We start from the raw sequence: 15634 nt of genomic DNA on the forward strand, positions 1-15634 counted from the left end.
AGACAGTGTCGGGCATGACAGGCCACGAAGCCGACGTCCTCGTCGTCGGAGCCGGACTATCGGGACTGATCGCCGCCCGCACCCTGCTCGGCGCGGGTCTCACACCGCTGATCCTGGAGGCCGACACCCGGGTCGGCGGGCGGATCCTCACCGAGGACCTGGGCGGGCTGCCGATGGAACTCGGGGCCCAGTGGATCGGCGACACCCACCACCGGATGTTCGCGCTGGCCGCCGAACTCGGAGTGGAGACCTACCCGCAGTTCGACGACGGCGAGACGACCTACGAGCTCGCCGGCACAGGAGTGCTGCGCGGCAACGAGTTTCACGACCGCTTCGCCGGCGAGCTCGCCGAACTGGAGAAGGTGCTGCGCCGGCTCGACGGGCTGGCCACAGAGGTCGACCCCGCGACGCCGTGGACGGCGCCGCACGCGGCCGAGTGGGACGCCATCACCGCCGGCGCCTGGTACGACGCCCAGGGGTTGTCGCCGGTGGCCCGCACGCTGCTGGAGATCTGCACCGTCGGCATCCTGGCGGTCCCGACCGTCGAGGTGTCGTTCCTGCACCTGCTCTTCACCATTCAGACGTGCGGGGTCACCTCGGAGCTGTTCGCCGAATCCGAGGGTGGCGCGCAGACCACCCGGTTCGTCGGTGGCACCGCCGAGATCCCGAAACGGTTGGCGGCCATGCTGACCGAGCACCTCGTCCTCGACGCCCCGGTCCAGTTGATCGAGCATGGTTCCGACAGCGTCACGGTGCACTGCCGAGGCGGGCGGACGGCCCGGGGCCGCCGGATCATCGTCGCGGTCTCCCCGATGCTGGCCGGCCGGATCATGTACGACCCACCGCTGTCCGGTTACCGGGACCAGTTGACCCAGCGCATGCCGAACTCGGCGGCGATGAAGGCGTTCTTCGTCTACGACGAGCCGTTCTGGCGCGCCGACGGGCTCAACGGCCAGCTGATCTCCGACGTCGGGCCGGCCCGGATGTCCAACGACACCTGCATCCGGGGCGACGACCGCGGGGTGATCCTGCTGTTCCTGGAAGGCGAGCAGGCCCGCACCCACGGGCACTGGTCGGAGGAGGAGCGCCGCGCGGCGTTGACCGCCGAGCTGGTGCGCCATTTCGGCGAACGGGCCGCGCACCCGCAGCTCTACGTCGACGGCGAGTGGGGCAGCCGCCAGTGGACCCGCGGCTGCTACAACGCCAACTGCGGGCCGCTGGTGTGGACCACTTACGGTGCCGCGCTGGCCGAGCCGATCGGGCCGATCCACTGGGCCTCCACCGACACCGCCACCGAATGGAGCGCCTACATGGAGGGCGCGGTGCAGGCGGGTGAGCGCGCGGCCGCCGAGGTCATCGAAGCGCTGACGAAATAGTTTCTAGGCCAGCGTGATCGACAGCTCCGACATCCCGCGCAGTGTCACGTTCGGCTTGTAGACCGGCTCGGCGGCCAGCTTCGCATCCGGGAATCGCGACGTCAGCGCGGTCAGCGCGAGAGTGGCTTCCAACCGGGCCAGCGGCGCACCGAGGCAGAAGTGCGCGCCCTTGCCGAAGCCGAGGTGCCGGATCACCGGCCGGTCCGGGTCGAACTCGTCGGGCCGGTCGACATGGTCGGGGTCGCGGTGCGCGGCGGCGGTCAGCAGCAGGATGTTGTCGCCCTTCGGCACGGTCACACCGCCTGCGACATTTCCCCCGTCGCTTCGCTCGCCCCCGATCGTCATGTCCTGCCCCGCGATCCGGCCGACCAGTTGTACCGGCGGGTCGTGGCGCAGCGTCTCCTCGATCACCGCGGCGGCCCGTCCGGGATCGGCGGCCAGCGCCGCCCACTGCCCGTCGTTGCGCAGCAGCGCCAGGATCGCGTTGGCGATCAGGTTGACCGTCGTCTCGTGGCCGGCGACCAGCAGCAGGTTGCAGGTCGCGACGATCTCGTCCTCGGTGAGCTGATCGCCGGATTCTTCGACGTGGATCAGCCCCGACATCAGGTCCTCCCCCGGGTCACGGCGACGTCGTGCGATCAGCTCGCGCAGGTAGGCGCGCAGCCAGCGTGCGGCCTGCATGCGCTCCTCGAATCCGCTGCCCGCCGAACCGGTCACCGAGATGAACGGATCGAGCGACTGCGCCAGCAGCGCCGAGGCTGCGCTGAACTGCGGCTCGTCCTCCAGCGGAACGCCGAGCAGGCGGCAGATCACCGCGACCGGAAGCGGATACGCCAGGCCTCCGATGGCCTCAAAGGTTGCCCCGGCCTCTGCCTCACGTAACAGCCCGTCGACCATCGTGACGATGTCGGGCTCGAGCGCCTTGACGACCTTCGGCACGAACGCCTTGCTCACCAGCCGGCGCAACCGGGTGTGGTCGGGCGGGTCGAGGAACAGGAATCCCGGCGGTCCGAACGGCCTCGCCTCGGCACCGTCGGCGATGGCGCGCTGCGCGGCGGTCGACTTCAGCCGGTCACTGGACGCATCCGGGTGGCGCAGCACCTCGTCGCAGTCGGCGTAGGAGGAGAACACCGTCAGGTTGTTCCCGGGCAGCTGCATCGGCCCGTGGGCCAGGATCTGGGCGTAGACCGGATACGGATCGGCGCGGACCTCCGGCGCCAGCATCTGCAGGAGAAGCGACTGCGGTTCCGCGGCGGTCGTCATGCTCTTATTGTGCACAAGTCTAAAAGGGTGCAGGTCAAGAACGCCGGGGCTCGCTATGCCTTGGCGTAGTACCGGCCGAGGACGTGCTCGCGCAGCTCGTCGAACCGGCCCTCGCGGATGGCGACGCGGATGTCGTCGACGAGGCGGATGACGAACCGCTCGTTGTGGATCGTGCACAGCGTCGCGGACAGCATCTCCTTGGCCTTGAACAAGTGGTGCAGATACGCGCGGGTGTAGTGCGTGCAGGTGTAGCAGTCGCACTCGGCGTCGATGGGGGTGAAATCGCGCCGGTACCGCGATCCGGTGATGTTGAACCGGCCGTCGGCCGAGTACACCGCGGCGTTGCGGGCCACCCGCGACGGCGACACGCAGTCGAACGTGTCGGCGCCCGCCTCGATGGCGGCGAACAGATCGTCGGGCTCGCTGATGCCCAGCAGGTGTCGCGGCTTGTCGTCGGGCAGCTCGCTGCTCACCCAGCCGACGATGGTGGCGAGGTTCTGCTTCTCCAGCGCTCCCCCGATGCCGTAACCGTCGAACCCCCGACCCTCCTCGTCGACGATCTGCGTCAGGCCGCGGGCCGCCTGCCGCCGCAGGTCCTCATACTGCGCACCCTGCACCACACCGAACAACGCCTGCGGCGGCGTGTGCGAGCGGACCCGGGACAGCCGGCGGTGCTCGGCCAGGCAGCGCACCGCCCAGTCGTGGGTGCGCTGCACGGAGCGCTCCTGGTAACCGCGGGTGTTGACGAGCGTGGTCAGTTCGTCGAACGCGAAGATGATGTCGGCGCCGAGTTGATGCTGGATCCCGATCGACACCTCCGGGGTGAACCGGTGGCTGGATCCGTTCAGGTGCGACCGGAACGTCACCCCGTCGTCGTCGACGTGCGCGAGCCGCGACTTGCCCTCGGCGATGATGTCGTCGGCCTGCACCCTCGACGTGTCCATCGCGAGCACCTTCTTGAATCCCACCCCCAGCGACATCACCTGGAAGCCGCCGCTGTCCGTGAACGTCGGCCCCGGCCAGTTCATGAAGGCGCCCAGCCCGCCGGCTTCGTCGACGACGTCCGCACCGGGCTGCAGGTACAGATGGTAGGCGTTGGCCAGGACTGCCTGCGCGCCAATCTCTTTCATCGTCTCGGGCAGGACGGCCTTGACGGTGGCCTGAGTGCCGACGGCGATGAAGGCCGGGGTCTGGATGTCGCCGTGCGGCGTCCGGATGGTGCCGGTGCGGCCGAGCCGGCCGGGAAGTTCGACATCCACCGAAAAGAAGGGATCAGGACTGAAGGGGCCGCTCACGCCGTAGATTCTGCACTGTGTACACACGCTGGCCGCTCGGCGCTCTGCTCGCCTGCACCGTCCTTGCCGCACCGGTGCTCGCCGGATGCTCGTCGCAGCCGCCCGAGTACCAGCCGCCGCCCGGTGCGCTGGTCGCGGGCACCGCGCAGGTCACGATCAACGGCCAGGACGCCGGAACCACCGAATCGGTGCAGTGTGACCCGGCGGGTTCGCTGATGATGATGCGCACCGGTGACCCGGACGACCCCCAGGCCCCCGGGATCTCGGCCATGGTGGCCAGCGGCGAGGAACTCGTCGTCCACGAGGTCGGGATCCGCGACCTCGGCGGCTTCACCGGCAGCTACAACGACGGCCTGGGCGGCGAGGCGACGGTGACGATGACCGGGCGCACCTACGACATCGCGGGGACCGCGGACGGCTTCGACACCGGCAACCCGAGCTTCCGCACGACGGGAACCTTCCAGATAAAGATCGCGTGCTGAGCACGCAATTCAAAAGAGGCGTGCTGAGCGCGCAATCCAGAAGAGGCGTGCTGAGCGCGCAATCCAAAAGAGACGTGCTGATCTCGCAATTCAAAAGAGACCTGTCGAGCCGACTTTTGTGTTCATACTTCTCGAGATGATCCGCCGGTCGGCGAATCACACGACCCAAAGGAGAACCGTGATGAAGCGCGAAATCCTCGTCGCCGTGGGCGGCGCAGCGATCGTCATGGCCGGTCTGTCGGGCTGCGGATCGGACAAGTCCGAGACCTCGGGCGAGACGTCGCAGGCGGCGGCGGCCGAGGGCAAGAGCACCGTCACCATCGACGGTGCCGACCAGGAGGTCCAGGGCACCGTCGTCTGCTCTGACATGGGCGGTAATACCAACATCGCCATCGGCGATGCCACCACCGGTATCGGCGTCGTGGTGAGCACCGGCGACGAACCCGCAGTCGTCTCGGTCGGTCTGGGCAACGTCAACGGCGTCACGCTCGGCTACCAGAGCGGTGCGGGCCAGGGCGAGGCGAAGGCCGAGAAGGACGGCAAGACCTACAAGATCTCGGGCACGGCGACCGGCGTCGACATGGCCAACCCGATGGCGCCGGTGAACAAGCCGTTCGAGATCGAGGTGACCTGCCCGTAGCTCAGATCCCGGTGTAGCCGGCGGCCGATTGCCGCAACTGCCAGATCTGCGCGGGGCAGAGTTCGTTGACGGCCTGGTTGATCAGGTAGCCCGCCTGGTAGTAGTCGGTGGTGCGGAAGTCGGCTTTCACCTGGTTCACCAGTTCGGCATAGCTCATCTTGGCGGCCACCCGGTCGCAGATGGTGCGTCCGTATCCGATCGCGGCGTCGGCGTTGGGGAAGTTGTACCCAGGGCGGACGTGCACGTTGACCAGATAGGCGACGACGTCGGCGTTCGCCGCCGGCGCCGCGATCAGTGAAGCTGAGCAAAGCAGGCCCGCCGACAACACTCCTACCAGCGATTTCATGGACCATGACCTTACGCCTCTCGGCGGCAACTGGTGGCAATGCCGGCAAGCCCGCCCGCGGCGGCCCGGCCTCGACCTAGGGTGTAGCCCATGAAGCTGATGGCTGCGATGGCAATTGCCGGTGCTGTCCTCGGCGCGCCCCTGGCGTTGTCCGGCACCGCGTCCGCGACGCCCAGCACCTGTGACGGCGCGGGCTGCGTCCCGTCCGTGAACCGCGACGCCCAGCCCGGTGCGTACTGCAACCAGAGCACGCGCTACAACTTCGGGCTCGACGGTTCGGGCAACACCCTGGCCTGCAACTCGAAGAGCATGTGGGTGGCCTCCCCGCCGCTGGTCGGAGTCCGCACACTGCGCTCGCCGTGCGGGGACGCGACCGGGGTGGCGCAGAGCCCCGACGGGGTCCCGCTCAAGTGTGACGGCGGTGCGTGGAGCGCCGACTACTGGACGATGTTCTACGGCTGACGTCGCGTGAAGCCGCTGCCGCTGCGGATCAGCGGTAGCGTCGCGCTCGTCGCGAAACCCGGTGGCGCCTCGCACACCGCGGGTACGGCGTTGAGCACCTGCATCGCGGTCGCCACGTTCGCCGACCGCACGTGCTCCTCCATGCTGGCCGCCCGGCTGAAGCTCGCCAGCGAGACGAAGTGCGTCTGCATCGACGGATCCCCCTCGATCGTCAGCGTCCACCCGTGCCTGGGCTTGGGCCAGTGGCCGGGATACTCATTGCCCACCGTCCACAGCGTCTCGATCTCGACCAGGGTCTCCCCGTCGCGCAGCCCCCTCCAGTTCCAGCGCTGACCCGCCGTGGTCCCGGCCTGCAGCAGGTGTTCGAAGATCTGGTGGTCCTGTTGTGCGGCAACCGCTTCCACGGTCGCGGTGACCTCGTCGAGGTCGGCGTTCAGCGCGTCACCGAGGAACCAGACCTGTTCGGTGAAGATCGAGCTGTTGAATGCCAGGAAGTCGGTGGCGGTCGGGCTGATCGAGTCGACCGGCTCCCCGAAGGCCATGTTGTCGAACGTGATCCCGGTGCTCTCGTACACCGACCAGTCGGCCCGCTCCTGCAGGGTGATCTTGTCGATCGTGCGGCTCATGCCCGACAAGGCCAACGGGAGCACCCCGGACAGGTTGCCGGGATTGATGCCGCTCCCGTGCACCGAGCTTCGGCCCTTCTCGCACGCGGCGAGCACACGGTCGCGGTCGGCCTGGTCCATGCGCCGGGGATGGAACATGAACGCCGTGGTGGCCACGTTCTTCCCGCTGGCCAGCAGCGCGCACACGTCGTCGACGTGCGCGGTGCGCGGCGTGTAGAGCACGCAGTCGGCGTCCAGCCCCAGGATGGCATCGACGTCGGTGGTGGCGACCACGCCGATCGGATCCCGGCCGAGCAACTCACCGAGGTCGGTGCCGTCCTTGTCGTCGGAGTACACCCGGGCGCCGACGAGGCGCAAGTCGTCGCGGTCGTCGAGGATGGCGGTCATCATTTCCGACCCGACAGCGCCTGTGCCCCACTGAATCACCCGATACACAGCCGGACCGTAGCAGGATTGGCGCCGTGACCAATCGTGTTCAGGAGCTGCTCGGCGTCGAGTTCCCCGTCGTGCAGGCGCCCATGACCTACATCGCGCGCGCCGAACTGGCGGCCGCGGTGTCCGAGGGCGGTGGCCTCGGCATGGTCGAGACGCTGACCCCCGAGGGACGCGAAGACCTGCTGCGGGTCCGCGACCTCACCGACCGGCCGGTGGCGGCGAACCTGATGATCCAGGGCTGGAAGCGTGACCCGTCGATCGTCGACACCCTGGCGGCCGCCGGGGTGCGGCACGTGTTCACCTCCGCCGGCGACCCTGCCCTGTTCACCGCGCGGCTGCACGACGCCGGGATGACGGTCGTGCACGTCGTCGGATCGCTCAAGGGCGCGCTGAAGGCCGCCGACGCCGGGGTCGACGCACTGGTGGTGGAAGGGGTCGAGGGCGGCGGGTTCAAGTCCGCGCTGGGTGCGTCGACGATGGTGCTGCTTCCGCTGATCGCCGACCGGGTGGACCTGCCGATCATCTGCGCGGGCGGCGTGTGCGACGCCCGCTCGGGGGCGGCGGCGGTGGTGCTGGGCGCGGAGGGCGTGCAGATGGGCACCCGCATGCTGGCCAGCGTCGAGGCCGCGGTGCACACCAATTTCAAGGATGCGATCGTCGCGGCCGACGACTCCGGGACGGTGCTGCTGGACGTCCCGGGCAACCCGACGATGCGGGTGCTGCGTACCGGGTTGGCGGCGCGGATCGACGAGCACCCCGCCGACGCGCAGCTGCTCGGGCGGATCACCGACCTGTACTTCGGGGGCGACATGGAGGCCAGCGTCGCCAACACCGGTCAGGTGTCGTCGCGGATCACCGAGCTGCGGCCGGTCGCCGAAATAGTGCGGCAGACGTGGCGCGGCATCGAATCGGTGCTCGACAGCGCGCGCACGCGGCTCGATTGAGCGCCGCCGCGATCGGGCACCCTCGACGGTATGGATGGTGACTACGACGACCCGGGGCCGGACGACACCCTCAGCCCGAGTGAATCGCTGGACTCCGACGAGGTCCGCAACGACGACGGCGACATCGTCGTCGATCCGCCCGACCGGTGGCTCGACGCGCAGGAGGACCGCACGCTCGACGAGAAGCTGGCCGCCGAGGTTCCGGATGTGGCGCCCGGCGGAGCGCCCCCGGACAGCCGGCCCACCCGGCGCACGGGCGGGCAGGTCGACGGCGCCCCCGAGGACGGGGACTCGTTCTACAACGTCGTCGACGACGACGAGAAGCAGCGGGTGTCCGGGGACGACGAGGCCGACCGCATCATCGAGGACTGACGCACGAGCAGGTGGTCAGACCCGTATGACGACGGGTCCGAGCTCCTCGTAGCGTCGCGCCTCCTCAGCGCCGAGCTCCTGGCCGGTGACGATCGCCTCGAAGTCCTCGATCCGGGCGAACCGGCAGAAGCTGCTCTCGCCGAACTTCGAGTGCGCGGCGACCAGGACGGGCCTGCGGGCGACCCGGACCGCGGTGCCCTTCACCGCGGCGACGGCGGGGTCGGGGGTGGTCAGCCCGTGCTCGAGCGAGATCCCGTTGGTGCCAAGGAAAGCCACGTCGATCACCAGACTGCTCAGCATGTCGACCGCCCAGTGATCCACGGTCGCCAGCGTCCTGCCCCGCATCCGTCCGCCGAGCAACAGCACCGTCACGGTCCGGCTGTGGGCGAGCGCCTCGGCGGCCAGCAGTGACGACGTGACCACCGTCAGCTCCTGCTCGGCGATGCGTTCGGCGATCAGCCGCGGCGTGAAACCTTCGTCCAGGTAGACGGTTTCGGCACCGTGCAGCAGCCCGGTGGCCGCGGCCGCGATCCTGTGCTTCTGGGCCAGGTCCACCTGGCTGCGGTACTCGACGCCCGACTCGAAAGCGGCCGTCTCCAGCGGCACCGCCCCGCCGTGCACCCGTTTGAGCAGCCGACGACCCGCCAGAACCTTCAGATCGCGGCGGATCGTCTCGCTCGCGACGTCGAGTTCGGTCGCGAGCGAGGCGACGTCCACCCGCCCGCGGGTACGGGCGAATTCGACGATCCGGCTCTGGCGGGTATCGGAATCCACCAGGGTCACGCTACTTGTCGGCCGCCATCAGGATCGCCTTGACCTCCTCCGTTGTGGTGGCTTCCCGGAGCCGGGCAACGTCGTCGGCCTTGAGGAAGACCTGCGCGATCTTGGTCAGCAGGGCCATGTGGTCCTTACCGGCACCGGCGATCCCGACGACGAACTCGGCGGGCTTGCCGTTCCAGTCGATCGGTTCGGCGTAGCGCACGAAGGACAGGCCGGTGCGGCGGATGGTGTCCTTGGCCTCGTTGGTGCCGTGCGGAATGGCCAGCCCGTTACCCATGTACGTGGAGATCGAAGACTCCCGCTGGTGCATCGCGTCGATGTAGGCCGGTTCGACCGCGCCGGCGGTGACCAGCAGCCGACCGGCCTCGGTGATCGCGTCGGCGGCCGTCGTCGCCGCACCGTCGAGCACGATCGACGACAGCGGCAGCACGTCATCGGCCGGAGCCTCGGCGGGTTCCTCGACAGCTGCCGGGGCCCCGTCGCCGCCTCCGGTGTTGGTCTGCTTGAGCCTCTCGACGATCTCGTCGTAGCGCGGGCTGCCCATGAAGTCGTCGACCGAGACGTGCACGGCCGAGCCGGTGCGCTGGCGGGCGCGGGCGGTCAGGTCACGATGGGAGATCACCAGGTCGTAGGTGTCGCTGAGATTCGAGATCGCCGAGTTGGTCACCTTGACGTCGCCGAAGCCGGCCTGCTGAATCTTCCTGCGCAGCACCGACGCTCCCATCGCCGAGGATCCCATGCCGGCGTCACAGGCGAACACGATGCTCCTGATGGGTCCGGTCGAGGTTGCGACCAGCGCGCCTGCCACGCTGGACTTCTTGCCCTTCAGCGACTCCATCTCCGCGGTGGCCGCGGCCAGGTCCGACTCGTCGGTGGCTCTGTCGGTCTTGAGCAGCAGCGCCGCGACCGCGAAGGACACCGCCGCCGACCCGAACACCGACAGCGTGACGCCGAGGAAGCTGCCGCTGGCGGTCTGGGCGTAGACGGCGATGATCGAACCCGGCGCGGCGGGGGCACGCAGGCCGGAGCCGAAGAGCACGTTGATGAACACGCCCGTCATACCGCCGAGGATGGTGGCGACGATCAGCTTGGGCTTCATCAGCACGTACGGGAAATAGATCTCGTGGATACCACCGAAGAACTGGATGATCGCCGCACCCGGCGCCGAGGCGCGCGCGAGGCCGCGACCAAACGCCATGTAGGCCAACAGAAGTCCCAGACCGGGGCCCGGGTTGGCCTCCAGCAGGAACAGGATCGACTTGCCGGTCTCCAGCGCCTGTGTGGTGCCCAGCGGCGTCAGCACCCCGTGGTTGATCGCATTGTTGAGGAACAGCACCTTAGCCGGTTCGATCAGTATCGAGGTCAGCGGTAGCAGGTCGTTCTCGACCAGGAAGTCCACGGCGTTGCCGGCGGCGCGGGTGAACGACGACACGATCGGACCGATGCCGAAGAATCCGAACACCGCGAGGATCAGGCCGAGGATGCCTGCGGAGAAGTTGTCGACCAGCATCTCGAAGCCGGGTCGGATCTTGCCTTCCCACAGCGCGTCCAGCTTCTTCATGCACCAGCCGCCCAGCGGGCCCATGATCATCGCGCCGAGGAACATCGGGACGTCGGCGCCGGTGACCACGCCCATGGTGGCGATCGCGCCGACGACGGCGCCGCGGTTGCCGTGCACCATCCGGCCACCGGTGTAGCCGATCAGGACCGGCAGCAGGTAGGTGATCATCGGGCCGACGATGCCTGCGCCGTCGTAGGCGCCCCAGCCGCCGATCTTGGCGACCCAGCCGTCCGGGTTCTTCAGCTCCGCGAAGATGCCCTGCAGCCAGCCCTGCTCGATGAACAGTGCGGTGATCAGACCCCAGGCGATGAACGCGCCGATGTTGGGCATGACCATGTTCGACAGCGCGGTGCCCAACTTCTGCACGCGCACCCGTACCCCGGTCCGGGGTGGCGCGTCCTCGATGGTGGCTTGCGACATGGAAGTCCTCCGATCCAGATGGGCGCCGGCCGCAGTGGTGATGCCGGTCACATTCGACTCTGAAGCCCAGTAGACCGCACAACCGGGCATGTTTGCAAGCATTCGGTCAAAATCGGTCAGTCATTTCAGTGGTTTTATGCCCGATTGACCGTTAGAGTGCGGAAGAGCACACCGTTGAGAGGACTGCACCATGAAGGCTCTGCGCTTCTACGCCCCCGAAGATGTCCGGCTCGAAGACGTGCCTGAGCCGACCTGCGCGCCCGACGAGGTGAAGCTGCGCGTGCGCAACTGTTCGACCTGCGGCACCGACGTCAAGATCTTCTACAACGGCCACCAGAACCTGACCCCGCCACGCACCATCGGCCATGAGATCGCCGGCGAGATCGTCGAGGTCGGCGCCGACGTGAATTCCACGTACGGCAGCAGCTGGCAGGTCGGTGACCGCGTGCAGGTGATCGCCGCGGTGCCGTGCGGCGAGTGCCACGAATGCCGCAAGGGCTGGATGGCGGTGTGCCAGAACCAGACCTCGATGGGATACCAGTACGACGGCGGGTTCGCCGAGTTCATGATCGTGCCGCGGCAGGTGCTCAAAGTCGATGGGCTGAACCGGATTCCGGACAATGTGGGGTTCGACGAGGCGTCGGCGGCCGAACCGTTCGCGTGTGCGATCAACGCGCAGGAACTGCTCGGTATCGAAGAGGGCGACACGGTCGTGGTGTTCGGCGCTGGTCCGATCGGCTGCATGCACATCCGTATCGCGCGCGGTGTGCACAACTGCGGGCCGGTGTATCTGGTGGACGTCAACGCCGCCCGGCTGCAGATGTCGGCCGACGCGGTGTCACCGGACGAGATCATCAACGGCGCCGAGGTGGACGTCGTCGAGAAGGTCATGGAGCTGACCGGGGGCCGCGGTGCCGACGTGGTGATCACCGCGACGGCGGCCAACGTCGCCCAGGAGCAGGCGATCGCGATGGCGGCGCGCAACGGGCGCATCTCGTTCTTCGGCGGGCTGCCCAAGACCAATCCGACGATCACCTGCGATTCGAACGTCGTGCACTACCGTCAGCTGCACATCCACGGCGCCAACGGTTCTGCGCCGGAGCACAACAAGCGTGCGCTGCAGTACATCTCGACCGGACAGGTGCCGGTCAAAGACCTCATCACCCGCCACATCCCGCTCGACGACGTGCTCGACGCGTTCCAGATCGTCAAGAACGGCGAGGCGATCAAGGTGACGGTGGAGCCAGCCCCTTAGCCGCGAATCCGAAGTTGTTGGCGACGTCCGGACGGATCCGCGCCAACAACTTCAGGTTCGGCGCGGGGCGGCCCGGTCCGCCGCGGCCAGCAGCTCGTCCCGGAACAGCGGGTGGGCGATGGCGGCGAGGGCGTGGCCCCGCTGCTGCACCGTCTTGCCCTCCAGTTCGGCGGCGCCGTACTCGGTGACGATGACGTCGACGTGATGGCGCGGCGTGGTGATGATCGCGCCGGCCGCGAACTGCGGAACGATCCGCGACTGCAGGCGGCCGTCCTTCTGGAACGTCGACGGCAGGCAGATCAGCGAGCGGTCCGTCAGCTCGATGCCGACGCCGGCGACGAAATCCTCGGCGCCGCCGATCCCGCTGAACTGGTCGCCGGCGATCGTGTCGGCGACCACCTGACCGTGGATGTCGACGGCGAGCGCGCCGTTGATCGAGATCATGTTGTGGTTGGCGCCGATCACCTCCGGCGAGTTGACGATCTCGACCGGCAGGAACGCAACATCTTCGTTGCCGTCCAGCCACGCGTACAGCTCGGTCGAGCCGAACGCGAACGTCGTCACGCTCACCCCGTCGAACCGCCCCTTCGCAGTGTTGGTCACCTTGCCCGCGCGGTGCAGCTGCATACAGCCGTCGGTGAACATCTCGCTGTGCAGCCCGTAGCCGCCGCCGTCACCCTCGGCCAGCAGCGTGGCGATCTGGCTGGGGATCGAGCCGATCCCGGTCTGCAGCGTCGCGCCGGACGGGATGAACGCGACGGCGTGGCGGGCGATCGCGGTGTCGGTGTCGGTCGGCGGCGGTCCGGGAAGCGCGAGCGGGGCGTCCGTCGAGCGCACCAGGACGTCGATCTCGTCGACGTGCAGCGCGTGCCGGTGTTCGCCGTGACCGAACGTCCGCGGGTAGGCGTCGGAAACCTCGACCACGAGAAGCCGGTCCGGGTCCGCGCCGGCGCGACGCAACTCGCCGACCGTGCCGCCGGCATGCAGCGACAGCGAGCACCAGCCGTCGGCGTCGGGTGGCGTTGCGACCGTGGTCATCACACGCGGTGACTGATGTTCCATCAGCGGGCCGAAGCGGCGGAAGTCCGCGGGGGTGAAGTCGACGTCGGCGCCGGCGTCGCGCAACGCCCGTTCCAGCGGGCCGTAGAACCCGGACAGATAGTGCACGCCGGGCCGGGAGAACAGCTCGGTCCCGACGGCGAGCAGCGCCCCGTAGACCCGAAGGTCGGTCCAGTCGGTGCGGGCGCCGAGGGCGCGCAGGAACGCCGGCGGCTGACCGGGGCCCAGCGGTATCCCGAGACTGTCGGCGGGCGCGAGCCGGGCGGCGGCCTCTTCGGCGGTCAACTCCTGCGGCATGGCGGTAACCCTGCCATGCGGGAACTTCGTGTGTTCGCCATGTCTTCAAAGCCAACTCTCAATGGGCAGAGCGCGTTCTAATGGTTGGACAGCAGCGGAAGGACCTCACGCCGCCTTGAAACGTGGGTATCAGCGCACCATCGAAAGAGGAAACCCTTGACCCACACGCCTGGTGACCTGCCCTCGCCTGACGAGTTCCGACGGAAGATGGCCCACCTCGACCGGGAGTTCGCGGATGCCCGTCGGTACCTGTCGATGTTGTGCGCCGGCGACAATGAATCGCTGAGTGCGTTGATGATGGAGATCCATCGCGGCGGACGGGCTATGAAGGTCCTGGCAGCGATGGCGGTACAGGCCCTCGACTTCGCCCAACTGTCGGCGGACCGGCTCGGCGGCGATGTGCAGAAGTGGCTCGACGAGTCGGTGATGACCCAGGACACCGCCGAGAATGAGCGCGACCAAACCGAACTCGGCGGCGAGTCGTAACCTCGGCCGACCATCTGCGACATCCCCGGGAGCGGCGATGAGCGGCGGCGGAGACCATGCCAGGCGTCAGTGCAGTTGTTGGTGCTGCCGCGGATCCGCTACGCCGACGGCAGGGCTCCGCCTAACCTCGGGGCAGGGGGTGTGATGGGGCGAGAAGCGGCGGGGCTGAACCTCCACGGCGAGGCGATGCTTGACGCCGTCTTCGAGCACCTCTACAACGCCATGGTCATCACCGACGCCGACTTCGACGGCGGCCCCTTTTTCCAGCGCTGCAACCCGGCCTTCTGCGCGATGACCGGCTATACGGAAGAGGAGTTGATAGGCCAGTCCCCACGCATCCTGCAGGGTCCCGAGACCGATCGAAAGGTCATTGATGAGCTGGAGCGCAAGATCCGGGCCGGAGAGTTCTTCGAGGGCAGCACCATCAACTACCGCAAGGACGGCTTGTCCTACGTCGTTCAGTGGAACATCTCACCGGTGCGCGATGCCGACGGCGCGATTGTGGCCTACGTCTCGATCCAACAGGACATCACGGCGCGCCTTGCCGCCGAGCGCGAGCGCAGCCTGCTCGCCGAGGCCCTCAACGCCGCGACCGATCCGGTGATCGTCATGGACAAGAACTTCATTATTGTCTTCGCCAACAATGCCTTTGGTCGTGAGGTTGGGCGACCTGTGGACGACATTCTCGGGCATTCAGCGTTCGAGTTGAGGCCGCGAACCGCCGAGGGCTTGGCCGAACCGCAGATCCGGCGAGTCCTTGCCGAGGGCAGCCCCTATCACGGGGTGGTGTCCTTCGAAGCTCCGACCGGCAAACGGCTGCACGTCGACCTCAGCATCTCCAGCCTCATCGGCTATCACGATCCGAACGGTCACTATGTGGCGATCGCGCCGAACATCACCCACATGGTCGAGCAGCAGATGGTCCTACAGGAAATGGCCAATATCGATGCACTGACCGGACTGCTGAACCGACGCTCGGGGCAGATCGCCCTGGAGATCGAACTCCAGAAGGCTGCCGAGTCGGGCGCGCCGATCAGTGTGGCCATGGGCGACATCGACCACTTCAAGCGGATCAACGACCGCCTTGGGCACGCAGTCGGCGATGACGTCCTGCGATCGGTGGCAGGGTCGCTGCGCGACGGTTTGCGACGCAACGACGTCGCCATTCGCTGGGGTGGTGAGGAGTTCCTCGTCTTCCTCCCGAACACCCCGCTCGACGATGCAGTGCCGCTCACCGAGCGGATCCGAAACCACGTCGCGACCACCCCACAGATCGCATCCGACTCGGTGACGATGTCCTTCGGTGTGGGCCAGTGGCGACCCGGCGAGAGCGTCGCAGCGTTCGTCGAGCGCATCGACGCCGCCATGTACGAGGCCAAGTCCGGCGGGCGCGACCGAGTCGTCTCGTCCCCTTGAAGATCTCGTGGGGTGCAGGCTTGCGTGGATCCGCAGTCGCCACTGAGAAGTTCGGCGCGGGCCTGGTCGATCTCGCTGATCGATTATCGACGGAACAGCAGTAACTCAAGAAGTCCTCT

The 15634-nt window shown here is 67.9% G+C and carries 16 protein-coding genes; 9 read left to right on the forward strand and 7 right to left on the reverse strand.

Going from position 1 to position 15634, the window contains the following annotated elements:
• Window positions 1-14: 14 nt before the first annotated feature.
• Window positions 15-1376 (forward strand): flavin monoamine oxidase family protein, encoded by a 1362-nt coding sequence (locus BN976_RS26715; RefSeq protein WP_036375642.1) that lies wholly within the window; start codon window positions 15-17, stop codon window positions 1374-1376.
• Window positions 1377-1379: 3 nt separating this feature from the next.
• Here the strand turns inward: BN976_RS26715 and BN976_RS26720 are convergent, their stop codons facing one another.
• Window positions 1380-2639: a cytochrome P450 gene (locus BN976_RS26720; RefSeq protein ID WP_036375643.1), complete on the reverse strand. Its 1260-nt coding sequence runs from the start codon at window positions 2637-2639 to the stop codon at window positions 1380-1382.
• Window positions 2640-2692: 53 nt separating this feature from the next.
• Window positions 2693-3898, reverse strand: coding sequence for a tRNA guanosine(34) transglycosylase Tgt (gene tgt / locus BN976_RS26725; protein ID WP_011782697.1), 1206 nt, complete (start codon window positions 3896-3898; stop codon window positions 2693-2695).
• A 53-nt stretch (window positions 3899-3951) separates the two neighbouring features.
• On the opposite strand from tgt, the gene BN976_RS26730 reads away from it, so the two are divergent.
• Window positions 3952-4416: a lipoprotein LpqH gene (locus BN976_RS26730; protein WP_036375645.1), complete on the forward strand. Its 465-nt coding sequence runs from the start codon at window positions 3952-3954 to the stop codon at window positions 4414-4416.
• Between the two features lie 181 nt (window positions 4417-4597).
• On the forward strand, window positions 4598-5056 hold the full coding sequence (locus tag BN976_RS26735) for a lipoprotein LpqH (RefSeq protein WP_036375647.1): 459 nt from the start codon (window positions 4598-4600) through the stop codon (window positions 5054-5056).
• Window position 5057: 1 nt separating this feature from the next.
• Here BN976_RS26735 and BN976_RS26740 read toward each other — a convergent pair whose 3' ends face one another.
• Window positions 5058-5402 (reverse strand): DUF732 domain-containing protein, encoded by a 345-nt coding sequence (locus BN976_RS26740; RefSeq protein WP_011782700.1) that lies wholly within the window; start codon window positions 5400-5402, stop codon window positions 5058-5060.
• A 90-nt stretch (window positions 5403-5492) separates the two neighbouring features.
• On the opposite strand from BN976_RS26740, the gene BN976_RS26745 reads away from it, so the two are divergent.
• The gene (locus BN976_RS26745; RefSeq protein WP_011782701.1) at window positions 5493-5864 is read left to right on the forward strand and encodes a hypothetical protein; all 372 of its coding nucleotides are present in this window, start codon (window positions 5493-5495) and stop codon (window positions 5862-5864) included.
• Here BN976_RS26745 and BN976_RS26750 read toward each other — a convergent pair.
• A complete protein-coding gene (locus tag BN976_RS26750) occupies window positions 5855-6880 on the reverse strand; it encodes an NAD(P)H-dependent amine dehydrogenase family protein (protein ID WP_011782702.1) in 1026 nt (341 codons plus the stop codon). The genes BN976_RS26745 and BN976_RS26750 overlap by 10 nt on opposite strands.
• 71 nt (window positions 6881-6951) lie before the next feature.
• Between BN976_RS26750 and BN976_RS26755 the strand changes: the two genes are divergently transcribed.
• Together BN976_RS26755 and BN976_RS26760 are read left to right on the forward strand one after the other, a co-directional pair.
• Complete coding sequence (locus BN976_RS26755; RefSeq protein ID WP_011782703.1) at window positions 6952-7869, forward strand: NAD(P)H-dependent flavin oxidoreductase; 918 nt, start codon at window positions 6952-6954, stop codon at window positions 7867-7869.
• 30 nt (window positions 7870-7899) lie between these two features.
• Window positions 7900-8241: a hypothetical protein gene (locus tag BN976_RS26760; protein WP_011782704.1), complete on the forward strand. Its 342-nt coding sequence runs from the start codon at window positions 7900-7902 to the stop codon at window positions 8239-8241.
• A 15-nt stretch (window positions 8242-8256) separates the two neighbouring features.
• Here BN976_RS26760 and BN976_RS26765 read toward each other — a convergent pair whose 3' ends face one another.
• Both BN976_RS26765 and BN976_RS26770 read right to left on the reverse strand, forming a co-directional pair.
• Complete coding sequence (locus BN976_RS26765; protein WP_036375932.1) at window positions 8257-9015, reverse strand: DeoR/GlpR family DNA-binding transcription regulator; 759 nt, start codon at window positions 9013-9015, stop codon at window positions 8257-8259.
• A 10-nt stretch (window positions 9016-9025) separates the two neighbouring features.
• Window positions 9026-11002: a PTS mannitol transporter subunit IICBA gene (locus BN976_RS26770; RefSeq protein WP_011782706.1), complete on the reverse strand. Its 1977-nt coding sequence runs from the start codon at window positions 11000-11002 to the stop codon at window positions 9026-9028.
• A 190-nt stretch (window positions 11003-11192) separates the two neighbouring features.
• On the opposite strand from BN976_RS26770, the gene BN976_RS26775 reads away from it, so the two are divergent.
• Window positions 11193-12257 (forward strand): zinc-dependent dehydrogenase, encoded by a 1065-nt coding sequence (locus tag BN976_RS26775; RefSeq protein WP_011782707.1) that lies wholly within the window; start codon window positions 11193-11195, stop codon window positions 12255-12257.
• A gap of 51 nt (window positions 12258-12308) precedes the next feature.
• Here the strand turns inward: BN976_RS26775 and BN976_RS26780 are convergent, their stop codons facing one another.
• A complete protein-coding gene (locus tag BN976_RS26780) occupies window positions 12309-13613 on the reverse strand; it encodes an acetyl-CoA hydrolase/transferase family protein (RefSeq protein WP_011782708.1) in 1305 nt (434 codons plus the stop codon).
• Window positions 13614-13820: 207 nt separating this feature from the next.
• Between BN976_RS26780 and BN976_RS26785 the strand changes: the two genes are divergently transcribed.
• Both BN976_RS26785 and BN976_RS26790 read left to right on the forward strand, forming a co-directional pair.
• Window positions 13821-14099 carry a hypothetical protein gene (locus BN976_RS26785; RefSeq protein WP_409366022.1) on the forward strand — a complete coding sequence of 93 codons (279 nt, stop codon included), beginning with the start codon at window positions 13821-13823 and terminating at the stop codon, window positions 14097-14099.
• A gap of 69 nt (window positions 14100-14168) precedes the next feature.
• Window positions 14169-15515, forward strand: coding sequence for a sensor domain-containing diguanylate cyclase (locus BN976_RS26790; RefSeq protein WP_220096306.1), 1347 nt, complete (start codon window positions 14169-14171; stop codon window positions 15513-15515).
• Window positions 15516-15634: the final 119 nt, after the last annotated feature.

Origin of the sequence: Mycolicibacterium austroafricanum, from assembly GCF_000612725.1 — a bacterium.
GTDB classification, from domain to species: Bacteria; Actinomycetota; Actinomycetes; order Mycobacteriales; family Mycobacteriaceae; genus Mycobacterium; species Mycobacterium austroafricanum.

Excerpts from the sequence above, each read along its gene's own strand:
- BN976_RS26770 (WP_011782706.1), bottom strand. The coding sequence starts at position 11,002 with ATGTCGCAAGCCACCATCGAGGACGCGCCACCCCGGACCGGGGTACGG.
- BN976_RS26780 (WP_011782708.1), bottom strand. The coding sequence starts at position 13,613 with ATGCCGCAGGAGTTGACCGCCGAAGAGGCCGCCGCCCGGCTCGCGCCC.
- BN976_RS26735 (WP_036375647.1), top strand. The coding sequence starts at position 4,598 with ATGAAGCGCGAAATCCTCGTCGCCGTGGGCGGCGCAGCGATCGTCATG.
- BN976_RS26785 (WP_409366022.1), top strand. The coding sequence starts at position 13,821 with ATGGCCCACCTCGACCGGGAGTTCGCGGATGCCCGTCGGTACCTGTCG.
- BN976_RS26715 (WP_036375642.1), top strand. The coding sequence starts at position 15 with ATGACAGGCCACGAAGCCGACGTCCTCGTCGTCGGAGCCGGACTATCG.
- BN976_RS26760 (WP_011782704.1), top strand. The coding sequence starts at position 7,900 with ATGGATGGTGACTACGACGACCCGGGGCCGGACGACACCCTCAGCCCG.
- BN976_RS26745 (WP_011782701.1), top strand. The coding sequence starts at position 5,493 with ATGAAGCTGATGGCTGCGATGGCAATTGCCGGTGCTGTCCTCGGCGCG.
- BN976_RS26750 (WP_011782702.1), bottom strand. The coding sequence starts at position 6,880 with ATGATGACCGCCATCCTCGACGACCGCGACGACTTGCGCCTCGTCGGC.
- BN976_RS26740 (WP_011782700.1), bottom strand. The coding sequence starts at position 5,402 with ATGAAATCGCTGGTAGGAGTGTTGTCGGCGGGCCTGCTTTGCTCAGCT.
- BN976_RS26720 (WP_036375643.1), bottom strand. The coding sequence starts at position 2,639 with ATGACGACCGCCGCGGAACCGCAGTCGCTTCTCCTGCAGATGCTGGCG.
- BN976_RS26775 (WP_011782707.1), top strand. The coding sequence starts at position 11,193 with ATGAAGGCTCTGCGCTTCTACGCCCCCGAAGATGTCCGGCTCGAAGAC.